The sequence below is a fragment of the Streptomyces sp. 3211.6 genome (assembly GCF_003634815.1).
GTDB lineage: Bacteria > Actinomycetota > Actinomycetes > Streptomycetales > Streptomycetaceae > Streptomyces > Streptomyces katrae_A.
On sequence record NZ_RBXC01000001.1, the window covers coordinates 1,066,191 to 1,080,804 of the forward strand.

At 76.1% G+C, this 14,614-nt stretch carries 13 protein-coding genes; 7 read left to right on the forward strand and 6 right to left on the reverse strand.

Going from position 1 to position 14,614, the window contains the following annotated elements; genetic code table 11:
• Window positions 1–19: 19 nt before the first annotated feature.
• Window positions 20–289: a hypothetical protein gene (locus BX286_RS05075; RefSeq protein WP_079424156.1), complete on the reverse strand. Its 270-nt coding sequence runs from the start codon at window positions 287–289 to the stop codon at window positions 20–22.
• Between the two features lie 95 nt (window positions 290–384).
• On the opposite strand from BX286_RS05075, the gene BX286_RS05080 reads away from it, so the two are divergent.
• The 3 genes from BX286_RS05080 (at window position 385) to BX286_RS05090 (ending at window position 2,332) form a co-directional block, all read left to right on the forward strand.
• Window positions 385–729, forward strand: coding sequence for a thioredoxin family protein (locus BX286_RS05080; protein WP_079424158.1), 345 nt, complete (start codon window positions 385–387; stop codon window positions 727–729).
• Between the two features lie 188 nt (window positions 730–917).
• Complete coding sequence (locus BX286_RS05085; protein ID WP_079424160.1) at window positions 918–2,117, forward strand: cytochrome P450; 1,200 nt, start codon at window positions 918–920, stop codon at window positions 2,115–2,117.
• A gap of 5 nt (window positions 2,118–2,122) precedes the next feature.
• Window positions 2,123–2,332 carry a ferredoxin gene (locus BX286_RS05090; RefSeq protein WP_079424161.1) on the forward strand — a complete coding sequence of 70 codons (210 nt, stop codon included), beginning with the start codon at window positions 2,123–2,125 and terminating at the stop codon, window positions 2,330–2,332.
• 65 nt (window positions 2,333–2,397) lie between these two features.
• Here BX286_RS05090 and BX286_RS05095 read toward each other — a convergent pair whose 3' ends face one another.
• Window positions 2,398–2,601 carry a cold-shock protein gene (locus BX286_RS05095; RefSeq protein ID WP_079424163.1) on the reverse strand — a complete coding sequence of 68 codons (204 nt, stop codon included), beginning with the start codon at window positions 2,599–2,601 and terminating at the stop codon, window positions 2,398–2,400.
• 338 nt (window positions 2,602–2,939) lie between these two features.
• Between BX286_RS05095 and BX286_RS05100 the strand changes: the two genes are divergently transcribed.
• Window positions 2,940–4,442 (forward strand): DEAD/DEAH box helicase, encoded by a 1,503-nt coding sequence (locus BX286_RS05100; RefSeq protein WP_079424165.1) that lies wholly within the window; start codon window positions 2,940–2,942, stop codon window positions 4,440–4,442.
• 110 nt (window positions 4,443–4,552) lie between these two features.
• Here BX286_RS05100 and BX286_RS05105 read toward each other — a convergent pair whose 3' ends face one another.
• The 4 genes from BX286_RS05105 to BX286_RS05120 form a co-directional block, all read right to left on the reverse strand.
• On the reverse strand, window positions 4,553–5,497 hold the full coding sequence (locus tag BX286_RS05105) for a class I SAM-dependent methyltransferase (protein WP_079424167.1): 945 nt from the start codon (window positions 5,495–5,497) through the stop codon (window positions 4,553–4,555).
• A 118-nt stretch (window positions 5,498–5,615) separates the two neighbouring features.
• On the reverse strand, window positions 5,616–6,185 hold the full coding sequence (locus BX286_RS05110; protein WP_107438225.1) for a hypothetical protein: 570 nt from the start codon (window positions 6,183–6,185) through the stop codon (window positions 5,616–5,618).
• An 85-nt stretch (window positions 6,186–6,270) separates the two neighbouring features.
• Window positions 6,271–7,005, reverse strand: coding sequence for an SDR family oxidoreductase (locus tag BX286_RS05115; RefSeq protein WP_079424169.1), 735 nt, complete (start codon window positions 7,003–7,005; stop codon window positions 6,271–6,273).
• Window positions 7,006–7,124: 119 nt separating this feature from the next.
• Window positions 7,125–8,132 (reverse strand): NUDIX domain-containing protein, encoded by a 1,008-nt coding sequence (locus tag BX286_RS05120; protein WP_261993363.1) that lies wholly within the window; start codon window positions 8,130–8,132, stop codon window positions 7,125–7,127.
• 795 nt (window positions 8,133–8,927) lie between these two features.
• On the opposite strand from BX286_RS05120, the gene BX286_RS05125 reads away from it, so the two are divergent.
• The 3 genes from BX286_RS05125 to BX286_RS05135 all read left to right on the forward strand — a co-directional run bounded on the left by BX286_RS05125 (window position 8,928) and on the right by BX286_RS05135 (window position 14,430).
• On the forward strand, window positions 8,928–9,572 hold the full coding sequence (locus BX286_RS05125; protein ID WP_123995862.1) for a hypothetical protein: 645 nt from the start codon (window positions 8,928–8,930) through the stop codon (window positions 9,570–9,572).
• Window positions 9,573–9,661: 89 nt separating this feature from the next.
• Complete coding sequence (locus BX286_RS05130; protein ID WP_121014627.1) at window positions 9,662–11,491, forward strand: RNA ligase family protein; 1,830 nt, start codon at window positions 9,662–9,664, stop codon at window positions 11,489–11,491.
• Window positions 11,491–14,430, forward strand: a complete 2,940-nt coding sequence (locus tag BX286_RS05135; RefSeq protein WP_121014628.1) for a poly(A) polymerase — start codon at window positions 11,491–11,493, stop codon at window positions 14,428–14,430. Before BX286_RS05130 ends, BX286_RS05135 begins: the two co-directional genes overlap by 1 nt.
• The last annotated feature ends 184 nt before the right edge of the window (window positions 14,431–14,614 follow it).

Sequence of the window (14,614 nt, forward strand, 5' to 3'; positions counted from 1 at the left end):
CGACTGCGGGCAAGGGGGTCTAGCGGCTGTCCCCCGACCAGTCCCAGCGGCCGGGGTCCGCGGCGCGGCGGCGGTAGTGGGCGCGGCCGCCCGGCCCGTAGCGGCCTATCTCCGTGGGCAGGCGGGCCTCTTCGGCCAGCCGGGCGGGGCTCCAGCCGGTGACGTCGAGGAGCAGCCCGTCGAGGGGGCCGCCGACGAGCTCGCCGTAGGCGCGGCCGGGGCGGGGGCCCGGATCGGGGTCGTCGTGGTCGGCGCCGTACACCCTCCGGCGCGGTGTGCTGAGGTCCATGCCCCCAGGATCACAGCCACCACTGACAACGGGCCGTCCGGCCGCTGCGCCTAGGCTGGCGGTGAGCACAGGCACGAACGAGGAGAGCGCCGCCCATGAACCGTCGGGTGCACCGGCCCCTGGAGGACCAGGAATTCGACTTCATCACCGGTATGGCGCAGGGAACACCGGTGCTGGCCTACTTCACCGGCAGCTGGCCTAAGGCCGTGGGGCCCTCGCGGGCGCTGGACGCCGTCGTGGAGGAGGTGGCGCAGGAGTACGGCGCCCGGCTGACGGTCGTCCGCACGGACATCACCCGCTGCCCGGCCACGACCCGCCGCCACGGGGTGACGGGCGCCCCGGCCGTGGTCCTGCTGCGCTCGGGGGAGGCGGTGGCGGCCCACGCGGGCCCGATGACGGCGGCGGAACTGCGCACCCTGCTGGAAGACGCCGGGGTCTAGCCGCGGGGGTCCAGCCCGGGGGGCCGGCCCCTCTGTCCCCCCCTGCCCCACTGGTCCGGTGGGCCCCGGGCGTTTCCCTGAGGGTGAACTCGGGCAGGCTGGCCGAAAGTGGCATAGGTAGGATAGGTGCCTGAGGCATGTAATGGAGCCGGCAAAACGGAACCAGCCCCTGCGAGGTGTTGTTCTCCATGTCCGAAACCCTGCCCGGTGCCCTCTCCTTCCCGCAGGACCGCACCTGCCCGTACCACCCGCCGGCCGCCTACCAGCCGCTGCGGGACACCCGGCCGCTGACCCGGGTCACCCTCTTCGACGGCCGCAGCGTGTGGATGGTCACCGGCCACGCCGAGGCGCGGGCCCTGCTGGCCGACGGGCGGCTGTCCACCGACCGCACCCACGAGGACTTCCCCCTGCCCAGCGCCCGGTTCAAGGGGATCACCCGGCAGCGGACCGCGCTGCTCGGGCAGGACGACCCCGTCCACAACACCCAGCGCCGGATGCTGATCCCGAGCTTCTCGGTCAAGCGCGCGGCGGCCCTGCGGCCCCGGATCCAGGAGACCGTGGACCGGCTGATCGACGCGATGGTGGCGAAGGGCCCGCGGGCCGAGCTGGTCGGCGCCTTCGCCCTGCCGGTGCCGTCCATGGTGATCTGCGCGCTGCTTGGGGTCCCGTACGAGGACCACGAGTTCTTCGAGGCCCAGTCGCGGCGGCTGCTGCGCGGCCCCGGACCCGCCGACGTCGAGGACGCCCGTGCGCAGCTGCAGGGCTACCTCAGGGCCCTGATCCTGCGCAAGCGCGCCGAGCCGGGCGAGGGGCTGCTGGACGAGCTGATCGGCACCCGCCTGGAGACCGGTGAGATCGACGTCGAGGAGCTGGTCTCGCTGGCGGCGATCCTGCTGATCGCCGGGCACGAGACCACCGCCAACATGATCTCCCTCGGCACCTTCACCCTGCTGCGCCACCCCGAGCAGCTCGCGGAGCTGCGGGCCGACCCCTCGCTGCTGTCGGGGGCGGTGGAGGAACTGATGCGGTTCCTGTCGATCGCGGACGGGATGCTGAGGCTGGCCACCGAGGAGATCGAGGTCGGCGGGGTCACGATCCGGCCCGGCGACGGAGTGGTCTTCTCCACGTCGGTGATCAACCGCGACGAGGCGGCGTTCCAGGACCCCGACGTGCTCGACTGGCACCGCGGGTCCAACCGCCACCTGGCGTTCGGCTTCGGCATCCACCAGTGCCTGGGCCAGAACCTGGCCCGCGCGGAGATGGAGATCGCGCTCGGCACGCTGTTCGACCGGCTGCCCGGCCTGCGGCTGGCCGCCGATCCGGAGACGATCCCGTTCAAGCCCGGGGACACCATCCAGGGCATGGTCGAGCTGCCGGTGGAGTGGTGAGCGGCATGCGCATCTCCGTGAACCGGGAGGTCTGCATCGGCGCGGGCCAGTGCGTGCTGACCGCTCCGGAGGTGTTCACCCAGGACGACGACGGGCTCAGCGAAGTGCTCCCCGGCCGCGAGGGCGGCCACGGCAGCCCGATGGTCCGGGAGGCGGCGCGGGCCTGCCCGGTCTCGGCGATCACCGTACGGGAGGACGCGCGGACCCCGGAGTGACGCGGCGGCCCCCGCCGGCCGGGCCGGCGGGGGCCGCTGTCAGGTGCGGGGTGCGCGGGGTGCGGTCAGAGCGGCCGCACCATCTCCGCCTGGGGGCCCTTGGAGCCCTGGGTGACCTCGTACTCGACGAGGGCGTTCTCGTCGAGCGACCTGTAGCCCTGCGCCTGAATGGCGGAGAAGTGCACGAAGACGTCGGGGCCGCCGTTGTCCTGCTGGATGAACCCGAACCCCTTTTCCGCGTTGAACCACTTCACGGTGCCAGTTGCCATCGGTACTGATCCTTACTCGACGTTCCACTCGGGCCGCCTGCGCGGCCGTCTCGATACTGCCCACCCGTCCCGCGCACCACACTCCGGGCGCCGCCAACCGGGGCGTTTCGAACACCCGGCCGATATGACGGGCCCCGGGACGGGCGTCCCGCCCCGCGCCCCCGCCGCCCCGGCGGGCCCGCTGGTAAAATGGGCCAGGACTTCAGGCGCGGGGCGGTTTCGCCCGGTGCGGACGCGTACGACGAGCCGGGGACCGTACCGAAGGGTACGGACCCCGGCTCGTCGCCGTGTGGGACCCGTTCCCCTGCGCGCTCGGTTCTCCTCACGGAAGGTTCTGCATGAAGAACCCGTCAGCTCACGGGCGTTTCGGCATCAAGGCCGCGGCGCCGGCAGGCTCCCGCTCCAAGGGCGGGAGCGGCGCCGGCAAGGCCCCGCGGACCCTGGGCCCGCAGGGCGAGTTCGCCATGCCCCGGACGGCCACCGCGGCCCTGCCGCCGGTGGACTCGTTCGACGAACTCGGTCTGCCCGCCGAGCTGGTGGAGACCCTGGCCGCCCAGGAGGTGCGGGAGCCCTTCCCGATCCAGGCGGCCACGCTGCCCAATTCCCTCGCCGGCCGTGACGTCCTCGGCCGGGGCCGCACCGGCTCCGGCAAGACCCTCGCCTTCGGCCTCGCCCTGCTGGCGCGCACCGCGGGCAGGCGGGCGGAGCCCAAGCGGCCGCTGGCGCTGGTGCTCGTACCCACGCGCGAGCTGGCCCAGCAGGTGACCGAGGCCCTGGCCCCCTACGCGGAGGCGCTGCAGCTGCGCATGGCCACCGTCGTCGGCGGACTGTCCATCGGCCGCCAGTCCGGAACGCTGCGCACCGGCGCCGAGGTCGTGGTGGCCACTCCGGGACGCCTGAGCGACCTGGTCAAGCGGCGCGACGTGCACCTGGAGCGGGTGCGGATCACGGTGCTGGACGAGGCGGACCAGATGTGCGACCTGGGCTTCATGCCGCAGGTCACCGAGCTCCTGGACCAGGTGCACCACGACGGGCAGCACATGCTGTTCTCGGCCACCCTGGACCGCAACGTCGACCAGCTGGTGCGCCGCTACCTGAAGGACCCGGTCTCGCACTCGGTGGACCCGCAGTCGGCGTCGGTGGGCACGATGGACCACCACGTGCTGCACATCCACGCGGCGGACAAGGTCTCGGCGGCCACCGAGATCGCGGCGCGCGAGGGCCGGGTGATCATGTTCCTGGACACCAAGCACGGTGTCGACCAGTTCGTGAAGCACCTGCGGGCCATGGGCGTACGGGCGGAGGGCCTGCACAGCGGGAAGTCCCAGCCGCAGCGCACGAAGACCCTCGGGCAGTTCAAGGACGGGCAGCTGACGGTCCTGGTCGCGACCAACGTCGCCGCGCGCGGCATCCACATCGACGACCTGGACCTCGTGGTCAACGTGGACCCGCCGGCCGACAGCAAGGACTACCTGCACCGCGGCGGGCGCACCGCCCGCGCGGGCGGGTCGGGCAAGGTCGTCACCCTGGTCACGCCCAACCAGCGGCGCGACATGGTCCGGCTGATGGCCGACGCGAAGATCCGGCCCACCATCACCCAGGTGCGCTCGGGCGAGGCGGCGCTGAGCCGGATCACCGGCGCGCGCAAGCCGTCGGGGGTGCCGCTGTCCGGGGCCCTGCCGACCGACGCCAAGGGCCGCCCGAGCGGTACGGAGCTGGGCTTCCGCGGACTCGGCACCCGCCCGGGCCGGACCGGCCGGGGCAAGGAGTCCCGCAAGACGATCGAGGCCCGCCAGGCCGCGGAGGCCCGCCGCGCGGCCCGGGTCCGCAAGGGGCTCTGACCCCGCCGGCCCGTCAGCGATACGGGGCCGCCGGCCGCGCGCGCCGTCAGCGGTGCCGGGCCGGTACGGCCCGGGGTGTCCGGCCCTGACCTGCCGGACACCCCGGCGGCTCAGCCCCGGCGGCGCCGGGCGGTGACGATCGCCCGGGTGAGCACCGGCGGGAGCACGTCCTTGGCCACCGCGCGCCAGGCGGCACCCGGCGCCGGCCGGGGGGCGGGCTTCGGAGCGGGCGGCGGGGTCACCGCCGCGACCGGCTCGGCCGGGGCGTGCAGCGGCTCGGGCGCGGACGGGGCGGCCACGCCGTGGTCGCCGATGCGCACCAGCGGGCGGCCGCATACCGTGTCCACGCCGTGCCACAGGTCGGTGCGGCCGTCCAGCCAGCCGAGCAGCGCCTTCTGGTGGGGCTCGGGGTCGTCCCAGGTCGCGTAGAGCTTCGAGGCGGACACGGCGATCACCCGCAGTCCGCCGACGGCCACCGCCTCCCAGACCGCGGCCGCGACGCCGGGGCAGTGTTCGGAGCGGTAGTCGTCGAAGACCACGACGGCCCCGGGGGCGGCGACCGCCTTCGAGGAGGCGATGTCCGTGACCACGTGCTCGTGCAGGTGGGAGGCGTCGATGTGGACGAAGCGGCAGCTGCCGTGGCGGACCCGGTCGGGCACGACGGAGGTCGGGGCCTGTATAACGGTCGGCAACTCCTCGTGGAAGGCGAGGTAGTTGGCCTCGAACCCGCGCCGGGTCAGGGTGGGGTAGGAGTCCCGCACCTCTTCGAGGTTGTCGCCGTCGGGCGCGGGCGAGTCGAAGAGGTCGACGACGGTGAACTCCTCGCCCTCCCGCAGGTACTTCGCGAGGAAGATCGCGCTCTTGCCCATGAACGCGCCCAGTTCGAGGAGGTCGCCCTTCGCCTCTCCGGTGTCGTTCTGGCGGGCCAGGAACCAGTCGAAGAGCACCTGGTCATACGCCGAGAACCAGCCCTTGACCTCGTCGAACGACCGGGGTGCGGGCGGTGCGGGCTCGGTGTCCGGGGTGGTGACGGGAGCCTGAGAAACGTGCGACACGGAGAGTCATCCTCCAGCGGAATGGCATCGGTCCAACGCTGATACCCGGCCGGGTAAAGGAGACCTTAAACCCCCGAACAGCCGTATGGCGAGCCATCCGGGGTATTGATCGTTCCGTTCAGAGGGTGGCGCGCCGGTGCAGCCGCCGGGCCGCGGCGTTGCGTACGCGGCGGGTCCGGCCGGAGGCGGCCAGCAGGGCCAGCGCCTCGTCGGAGGCGGGCGACAGGACCGCGGTGCGCTGGCACCAGTCGGAGGCGGCCTCCAGTTCGGCGGCGGACCAACTCCCGCCGCCCGCTATGGCCTTGAGCAGGGTCCACTCGCGCAGCCGGCGGGCCGGGAACGCGTGGCCCTCCAGTACGGAGCGCAGCGCGCGGGCCCAGTCGCAGAACCCGGCGTCGGGCAGCAGCCGCACGGCGCGGCGGTCGAGGTGGGTGACCACGGCGCTCTGCGCCATCACCGGGTCGGGGTCGCGCAGGACGGCGGCCACCGCCCCGGCCTCGCCCGCCACACCGGCCGCCCCGGCGGCGGCGAGCCGGTCGAGGTGGCGGGCGTAACGCCAGCGGTCCGGGGCGGGGACGCCCTGCGGCCGGCCGGCGGGCTCCCGGTGCTCCCCCGGTGCCGGCCGCGCGGCCGGCGTCCGCGGGGCGCCTCCCGGCGCCCCGCCCGTCTGTGTCTCGCTGCTCCCCATGCCCTCCATTCCACACGACCGGCCCGGCCGCGCGCGGGGCGGGGTCCGGTCCCGGCGGCGCCGTCCGGGCCCGTTGCCCGTGCCTTCAGACCTGCTCGAAGTGGAAGGACTTGATGAAGCAGTCCCGGGGCTGGCCGACGGCGAAGAACACGCAGTCCACCAGCGACTGGGCGGTGAGGGGGTCCTTCGCGGTGCGCGGGGCGTCCTCCCAGGCCGGCGACAGCGGGTCGTGGTTGTCGAAGTCCGGCGGGTAGAGGGAGATCACCCGCACGCCCCGGCCGCGCAGCCGCCGGGAGAGGGTCTCGGTGAAGCCTGCCTGGGCGCTCTTGGCGGCGTAGAAGGCGTCGTGGGCGTCGGAGCGGTGGTTCCCGTGCTCGCCGCAGCCGGAGACCATGGTGACGATGTCCGGCCGGTCCGACTCCAGCAGCAGCGGCAGGAAGGCCTTGGTGACGAGGACGGTGCCGGTGGCGCCGGAGGCGAGGGTCTCGACGACGTCCTCGTCGGAGGCGGAGAGCAGGTCCGGGCCGTGCTGGTAGCGGGCGCCGTTGTTGACCAGGACGTCGATGTGCCCGCTGCGGGCGGCGACCGCGGCGGCGAAGGCGCGTACGGACGCCGGGTCCGTGAGGTCGCAGGCGTGGGCGTGGACCCGGGCGGGGTCGTGGCCCTGCCCGATGATCTCCTCGCGGACGCGGGCGGCGGCTTCGGGGGTGCGGGCGGAGAGGTGGACCTCCGCGCCCCGCGCGGCGAAGCCGAGGGCCAGGGTCCGGCCGAAGTCCCGCCCCGCCGCGGTGATGACGACGCGATGGTGTTCGAATGCCATGTCGACGCTCCTGATGTGTGGCGGATACACATGGTCGCAGGCGCCGATCATGGGCTTCCGGGCCCCCGGCCCGGTCCGTCACCTCCGGGGTCCGCTTCGGGGGCCGCTCCGCAGGCAGCTCACCAGCGCAGGCCCTGCTCGGGGAGTTCGGCGGGCGGGGTGCGGGGCGGGACGGGCAGGCCGAGCTGGGTGCGGGCCGCGTGGACCGCCGCGATCTCCTGCGGGCCCGCCGGCCCCCAGTCGCTGAGCTCGCGCACCTGCTCCGGGGTGGCCAGCAGCCGGGCGTACGCCGGGTCCCCGGCCGGGGCGAGCCCGGTGAGGCGGGCCGCCGTGCGGGCCAGGGCGGCCCGGTCGGCGTACCGGTAGCCGAGCGGCAGCGCGGCCACGGCGGGCTCCGCCTTCGGGGCGGGCAGGTGCGCGGCGCCGGTGGCGCGGGCGACGAGCAGCAGGACCCGGCCGTCGGGGGCGAAGAGCCAGCCCGAGTGGCCGCGTACGGGCAGGTGCGCGGGGACGGGGCCGGGGTGCCAGGTGCCGTGCTGCGGGACGCGGCGGGTGCGCAGGACCCCGAGCCGGTCGAGGGCGGTGGGGGTGGTGGGGCGGCCGTCCTCCAGCAGGGCGGGCCCGGAACCGTTGATCCGGGCCCGGAGGGCGGCCAGGGCGCGGCGGGCGTCGCCCGGCTCCATCAGGGCGGGCAGGTCGGCGGGCTCGGCGAAGTCGATGCCGGTGATCTCCTGGGCGGGCAGCCGGATGGACGCGATCCGGTCGGGGCTCCAGGTGCCGCCGTCGTACACGTGCAGGATCTCGCCGGGGAAGCGCGTCTCGGGCGGGAAGCCGGCGGTACCGGCGGGGATCCAGTCCACGGCGAGCCCGCGCGGGTAGCGCCCCTCGACCCCCAGCTCCTCGCGCACCTCGCGGGCGGCGGCCGCCGCGGGGGACTCCCCCGCGTCCACCGCGCCACCGGGCAGCAACCGGTCGGGGCGGTAGTCGACGCTCTGGACGAGGACCCGCCCGTCGGTGTCGGTGACGAGGACGACCGCTCCGGTCCAGAGGGCGGCGCGCGAGGCCCCGTACTCCGCCGGGGTCATCCGGGTGCCCGTCCGTCCGGGGTCGTCGGTCAGCTGGGGCATGGGCACTCCGTTCACCGTGGGTGGGTCCACCGCCTGTGCAACAGCGGGCGCGGCCGTCGGGTTACGGCGGGCCCCGGGTGGTCGGGACCGCCCGCGCTTCACCACCCGCCATACCTTCCGGGCCTCCTTATTGCCCGATTATGTCGATCTTGATACGGTCCGTCGTGCGGGCTGGCGATGTGAAAGTCGCTGGTCCGACCACGTATGCGGCCCCGTACTCACCCCTTCGTGTGAGCGGGGGCGCCGGGCGGTGCTCCGGTACGGCAGGGTGGGCGGATGCCGTCGCGCCCCTCCCTCCCGCTCTGGGTCCCCGTCCTCATGCTGGCCGCCGGGTGTGTGACCGTACGGCCGCCGGCGCCCGTCGAGGCTCCCCGGCAGGAGCCCGCGGCGGTCCGGACGGCGTGGAGGCCCCGGCCGCCGTCGGCGCCGGACCTGCCGCTGGGGCCCGCCCCGGGCGCGGGAGGCTCCGCCCGCCGAGGAGGCGGCCCCCGCCGGGGCCCCGGAGGCGGAGACCGGGCGGCAGGCCCCGCCCGCCGCCCCGCCCCGCTCCGACGACCGTCCTCCGCGCCGCGTCTCCCCCGCCCGCACGGCCCACCGCACCCCCGCCGCGAAGCCGCGCGCCCGCAAGCCCGTGCACGACGGTTCCCGGCCCGCGCCCCGGCGTTCGTACGACATGTCCGCGCTGTGCGAGGCCGCGAAGGGCCGGGTGGACCCCGCGATCGTCGCCCTCTGCCACTAGCGCCTGTCTCCGGGCCGGGCACCGCGTTGTCGGTGGCCCCTGGCACAGTGCACCGCATGAACGAGAACATGCACGGCGCCGCGCTGATCGACCGGGTGATCGAACGGGTCCGGGAGCAGGGCTGGCCCACCTGCGAAGCCCCGGACCTCGACGAGCCGGTGCCGGTCGCGCCCGAGGTGCTCGACCGGCTGACGCTGCCCGGCGGCCGGCCGCTGCCGCCCAGCCTGCGCCGCTGGCTGGCCTTCGACGGCTCCTGGCTCGCCCGCGTCGGCTGGTACGAGGACCCGTCCGAGCCGGTCCTCGGCGACCGGGGGCTGGGGGCGACGGCGGAGTGGATGTACGGCTCCGGCGACGGCATGGCCTCCATGTTCGGCGACTTCGAGGAGCTGCTGCCCGCCGTGTGCCTGCCACTGGTCGGCGGCTGCGACTCGCGCCGCCTGCTCTACCTGGGCTCCCCGGACTCCACGGGCGAGTACCCGGTACTGGTGACCGACATCGACGACCTGCCGTACGTGGCCGTGATGTATCCCGGACTCGACGTGTACCTCGCGGACCTGGCCGAAGTCCTGGACCTGGACTCCGACACCTACACCTCGCTCGCCGGACATCCCGAGTACGCCGCGCGGATGGCCGAGCACGCGGAGAACACCGGACTCGGTGCGGACGGGCTGGAGTTCCACGAGCTCGACCTCTTCGACTGACAGCCCCCCGGCCGCACGGGAAATGGGTGGATGCCCCCGCTCCGGATACCTACAGTGACCGGACACCCGTCCCCGAGCAGGAGTCCGCCATGCGTACGCACTACCCCCGCACCGCGCACCTGCCGTGGTCCCCCGGAGCCACGGCGGACGACGTGCGCGCCCGCGGGACGGCAGCGCTGGCCGGGCGGGAGGTGGTGGTCACCGAGAAGCTCGACGGGGAGAACACCACCCTGTACGCGGACGGGCTGCACGCCCGCTCCCTGGACTCCGGCCACCACCCCTCCCGTGCCTGGGTCAAGGCCCTCCAGGGCCGGATCGGGCCGCGGATACCGGAGGGCCGGCGGATCTGCGGGGAGAACGTGTACGCCCGTCATTCGCTCGGCTACGGGGAACTCGACAGCTGGTTCTACGGGTTCTCGGTGTGGGACGGCGACCACTGCCTGGACTGGGACCGCACCGTCCGGTTCCTGCACGGTCTCGGCGTCCCCGTACCCCGGGTGCTGTGGCGCGGGACCTACGACGAACGCGCCCTGCGCCGGCTGCGGATCGACACCTCCCGGCAGGAGGGGTACGTCGTCCGTACGACGGCCGGCTTCGACCGTGCGGACTTCGGGCGGTACGTGGCCAAGTGGGTGCGCGGCGGGCACGTGCGGACCGATGCGCACTGGATGTACGCGCCCGTGGTGGTCAACGGGCTCGGCCCCGCCGCCCCGCTGTGGGCCGTCCGCTCCGGGGCGGACCCCGACGCCGGTGGGCTGCTGTCCGCTCTCGGCATGGACGCGGCGGTCCCCCCGCAGGACGAGGCGGCCGTCGCCGCGGTCACGGCCCGGCTCGACGGCGCCGGGCGCACCGGGGAGGCCCGGCTGGCCGGCGTCCTGGCCGCCGCCCTGCGCCGCGAGCCCCGGGCCACCCTCGGGGCCCGGCTCGCGGCGGGGCCGCTCGGGATGCGGACGGCGCGGCGGGTGGCGGACCTGGTGGGGCTGTACCCGGTGCTGCGCAGGCCCTTTCCGGAGGAGGAGCGGCGGGCCGGGCTGGTCCGGCTGGCCGCGGCGGCCGACCTGGGGGTGCTGCACGCCCTGGCGGCGGCCCTGCCGGAGCTGTCGGCCGGGGAGGCCGAGTGCGTGGAGTGGTCCGCGCTGTGCGCCGAGGAGGCCGGCCTGCTCGGGCCGGACCCGCTGGGCCCGCTGCGGGCCGGGATGCGCGAGGCCCTGGGCGCTCTGGACCCCGACGCCGCCGACCGCTGCTGGGCGGAGGCACGCGAGGCCTTCGGCCGGGGTGCGCTGGCCGCCGCGCACACCACCTCCGCCGCGTCTGCCACCGTCTCTGCCTCCACCGTGTCTGCCTCCGCCGCGGCCTCCGCCGCCTCGGCCGCCGTCGAGGAGGCCGTGGCCGCGACCTGGCGGTGGCGGGACGGGGCGGCGTACCCGCGGCTGGTCCAGCTGTGCGGGCCCTCGGGCAGCGGGAAGAGCACCTTCGCGCGGACCCTGACGGGGGTGGACGCGTACATCGCCCTGGACGACCTGCGCGAGGCCCGGGGTGCGCGCGCCGACCAGCGGGCCAACCCCGAGGTGCTGCGGGAGGGCCTGGACCGGCTCGACCGCGCCCTGGCCGCCGGGGGCACGGTCGTGTGGGACGCGACCTCCCTGACGGAGCAGCAGCGCGGCCTCGCCGGGGCCGTCGCACGGCGCCGGGACGCCCTGGTCACCCGGGTCGTGGCGCTGGTCGGCGAGGAGGAGCTGCGGCGGCGCAACGCGGTGCGCCCGCACCCGGTGCCGGAGCCCGTACTGGGCACGCAGCTGTGCCGGTTCAGCCCGCCCTACCCCGGGCAGGCGCACCGGACCTGGTACGTCGGGGCGGGCGGCACGGTCGAGGACACGGCTGGCTCCCTGGCGGCGACCGGTGAGGGGGAGGCGTTCTGATGCGCACCAGTGAACAGCTCTACCACCAGGTCCGCTGGGACCCCCGCTTCGATCCGGCGCGGTTCACGCTCGGGGTGCTCCAGCGCGGGGCCGCCCCCAAGCGGGTGCCGCTGCCCTCCTTCGTGCCGGGCGGGGACATCCCCTGGCACCGGGTGCTGTTCGTCGAGGCCGACGGCGAGCTGGTGTGGGACCGGGCCCGCGGGCTGGACCTGATCGACTCGACGACGGCCGGGCGGGTGCGCGGCCGCCGGGTGCTGCCCGAGCCCTTCTTCACCGCGCGGACCCCGCACGCCTGGGACCCGGCGGACGGCGCCTGGCGGCCGGTCCAGGCGGGTCCGGCCGCGTACCCGCCGGCCCGGGTGCGGCTGCTGACCTGGAACACCCTGTGGGACCGGTACGACGCCCCCCGCATCGCCACCGCCCGGCGCAGGCCGATGCTGCTGGCGGACCTGGCGGCGGCCGACGCCGATGTGATCGCCCTCCAGGAGGTGGAACCGGCCCTGCTCGCCCTGCTGCTGGCCGAGCCGTGGGTGCGGTCCGGGTACACCCTGGGCACCGATCCGGACGGCGCGGACGTGGCGGACAGCGGGCTGCTGGTGCTGAGCCGGCTTCCGGTGCGCGAGGCGGGGCTGCACGTGCTGGGCCGGCACAAGGCGGTCGCCGCCGTCGCCGTGGACACGGCCGGCGGACCCCTGGCCGTCGCCGCGACGCACCTCAGCAGCGACCACTCCGAGAACGGCGCGGGCCGCCGGGTGACCGAACTGGCCCGCCTGGCCGAGGGGCTGGGCGGGATCGGCGCGGGGCTCGCGCTGCTCGGGGACTTCAACGACGGCCGCACCGGCGCCGAGGGGCCTGCGGCCGCGCTGGGGCTGCGGGACGCCTGGGCGGAGGTGCACGGCCCCGCCGACGACACGCCCACCTTCGACCCCGGGGTCAATCCGCTGGCCGCGGTCGGCTCCCTGACGGGACGGGCGGGCCGGATCGACCGGATCCTGCTCTCCTCGGGCGCGGGCGCCCGGGTGCGGGAGGCCGCGCTGCGGGGCGACTCCCCCGCGCCGGACGGGCTGTTCCCCTCCGACCACTTCGGGGTGGAGGCCACCGTGGAGTATGGGGCGACCGACGCGGGCGACGCGCTGCCGGGCGAGGCGGCGACCACGCGGACGGCCGTGGCCTGGCTCCCGCCGCACGATCCGGCGGTCGAGGAGCTGCGCCGGGCCCACGACCCCGGGGTGGCGCGCTGGCCGGCGCACGTCAACCTGCTGTTCGGCTTCGTACCGGAGTCCTCGTTCGCGCGGGCGCTGCCCCTGCTGGCCGAAGCCGCGGCGCAGGGGCGGCCGTTCACTGCCCGGCTGGACGGCGTGCACTCCTTCGGGCGCCGCGAGGACGCCGTGCTGTGGCTGGACCCGGCGGCCGGTGAGGGCGGGGACGGCCCCTGGCAGGAGCTGCGCCGGGCCCTCGCCGACCGCTTCCCGGGCTGCCGGGGCCGCTCCACGGGATGGACCCCGCACCTGACGCTGGGCCGCAGCGGGGACCCCCGGCGCGCGGAACGGGAGTTCGCGCAGCGTCTCGGACCGGGCGGGCGGACGGCCCGCGTCGGGGAGCTGGCGGTGCTGTCGCGACGCGGGGACGGCCCGATGCGGGTCCGGGCGGTCGTGGAACTGGGCACCGGCACCTGGCGGTGGGCGGAACCGGAGGCAACGCCCGGCGAACCGGCCGACCCCCCGGAGCCGTCGCGCCCCCGAGCCCCGGAGCCCCCTCGGCCGGCGGAGTCCGGCGGTCCGGAGAACGCCCGGAAGGCTTCCGGCTCCCGGGCGGCAGGCGGCGTCGTGGGTGTGGGGGACGCTGAGCGGATCACCGCGCGGCTCGCGGGGGCGCTGTCCGGGGCGGTGGTGCGGGTGGCCGGGTCGCGGGCGATGGGGTGTGCCCCGGCGGGGGCCGACCTGGACCTGGTGGCGGTGCTGCCGGGGGCGGCCGACGCCGGGGCGGTGCGGGCACGGGTGGCGGCCGCGCTCCCGGAGGCGGAGCGGCTGCGGGAGGTGACGGGGGCGCGGGTGCCGGGGCTGCGGCTGCGTGCGTCCGGGCTCGACGTGGACCTGGTGGTGGTCGGGGCCGGCGGGCTGGATCCGGCCCGGGCCGTGGAGCGGCGGGCCGAGCTCGGCGAGGCGGCCGCGGTGGCGCTGAGCGCCGTCTCCGACGCCGAAGCCGTACGGGCGGCCGTGGGCGCGGAGCACGCCGCCTTCGCCGGGCTGGCGCGGGAGGTCAAGGCCTGGGCGCGGGCCCGGGGGCTGGACTCGGCGCCCTTCGGCGGCCTGCCCGGGCTGGCCTGGACGGTGCTGGCGGCGCGCACGGTACGGGAGGCCGCGGACCGGTCGCCCGCGGCGCTGCGGCGGGAGTTCTTCGGGACGTGGGCCGCCTGGGACTGGAGCGAGCCGGTGTCCCTGGACCCGGAGGCCGACGCCGCTCCGGGTCCGGACCCGGTCACGGTCCTGACGCCCTCGGCTCCGGTCCGCAGCTGCACCGCCCAGGTGGGGGCGGGCCTGCGGGACCTGCTGGTCCGGGAGCTGTACGAGGCCTGGGAGCGGCTGGAGGCGGAGCCGGAGGGACTGCTGCCGGCGGCCCCGCCGCACCGGCGGCACGCCGCCTGGGCGGTGGTGAGCGTACGGGCGGACACGGTGCGGGAGTTCGAGGAGCACCTGGGCCGGGCGCGGGGCCGGATGCGGGGACTGCTCGCCGCCCTGGAGGAGGCCGGGCTCCCGGAGGCCCACGCCTGGCCGCGCCCCTTCGCACGCTCCGGGACCCTGGCCCGCTACGCGGTCGGCCTGGGGTCCGCCCCGCCGGACGCCACCGCCCTGGCCGCCCTCACGGGCCCCTGGGCGGCGACCCTGCCGGGGGTGACGGTGACCCGCGCGGACGGCGGCGAGGTCCCGGACCTGCCCTGATCCGGTGGCGGCCGCACATCCGCTCCCCCGGCCCTGCGCGGGCCGGGGCCGGCGGCCGAACTCCCGGCCGTGCTGCCGTTGTTGCCGCTAGGGCCTGTCGTCAAGGTCCCGTCAGCCCCGCGACGCTCCCCCGGCTACCGCTGGGAGGTGCCCCCAGGCACGCGCTCTCGCCGCACCAGGAGCA

Excerpts from the sequence above, each read along its gene's own strand:
- BX286_RS05080 (WP_079424158.1), top strand. The coding sequence starts at position 385 with ATGAACCGTCGGGTGCACCGGCCCCTGGAGGACCAGGAATTCGACTTC.
- BX286_RS05095 (WP_079424163.1), bottom strand. The coding sequence starts at position 2,601 with ATGGCAACTGGCACCGTGAAGTGGTTCAACGCGGAAAAGGGGTTCGGG.
- BX286_RS05100 (WP_079424165.1), top strand. The coding sequence starts at position 2,940 with ATGAAGAACCCGTCAGCTCACGGGCGTTTCGGCATCAAGGCCGCGGCG.
- BX286_RS05125 (WP_123995862.1), top strand. The coding sequence starts at position 8,928 with ATGAACGAGAACATGCACGGCGCCGCGCTGATCGACCGGGTGATCGAA.
- BX286_RS05130 (WP_121014627.1), top strand. The coding sequence starts at position 9,662 with ATGCGTACGCACTACCCCCGCACCGCGCACCTGCCGTGGTCCCCCGGA.
- BX286_RS05115 (WP_079424169.1), bottom strand. The coding sequence starts at position 7,005 with ATGGCATTCGAACACCATCGCGTCGTCATCACCGCGGCGGGGCGGGAC.
- BX286_RS05090 (WP_079424161.1), top strand. The coding sequence starts at position 2,123 with ATGCGCATCTCCGTGAACCGGGAGGTCTGCATCGGCGCGGGCCAGTGC.
- BX286_RS05120 (WP_261993363.1), bottom strand. The coding sequence starts at position 8,132 with ATGCCCCAGCTGACCGACGACCCCGGACGGACGGGCACCCGGATGACC.
- BX286_RS05085 (WP_079424160.1), top strand. The coding sequence starts at position 918 with ATGTCCGAAACCCTGCCCGGTGCCCTCTCCTTCCCGCAGGACCGCACC.
- BX286_RS05075 (WP_079424156.1), bottom strand. The coding sequence starts at position 289 with ATGGACCTCAGCACACCGCGCCGGAGGGTGTACGGCGCCGACCACGAC.
- BX286_RS05135 (WP_121014628.1), top strand. The coding sequence starts at position 11,491 with ATGCGCACCAGTGAACAGCTCTACCACCAGGTCCGCTGGGACCCCCGC.
- BX286_RS05110 (WP_107438225.1), bottom strand. The coding sequence starts at position 6,185 with ATGGGGAGCAGCGAGACACAGACGGGCGGGGCGCCGGGAGGCGCCCCG.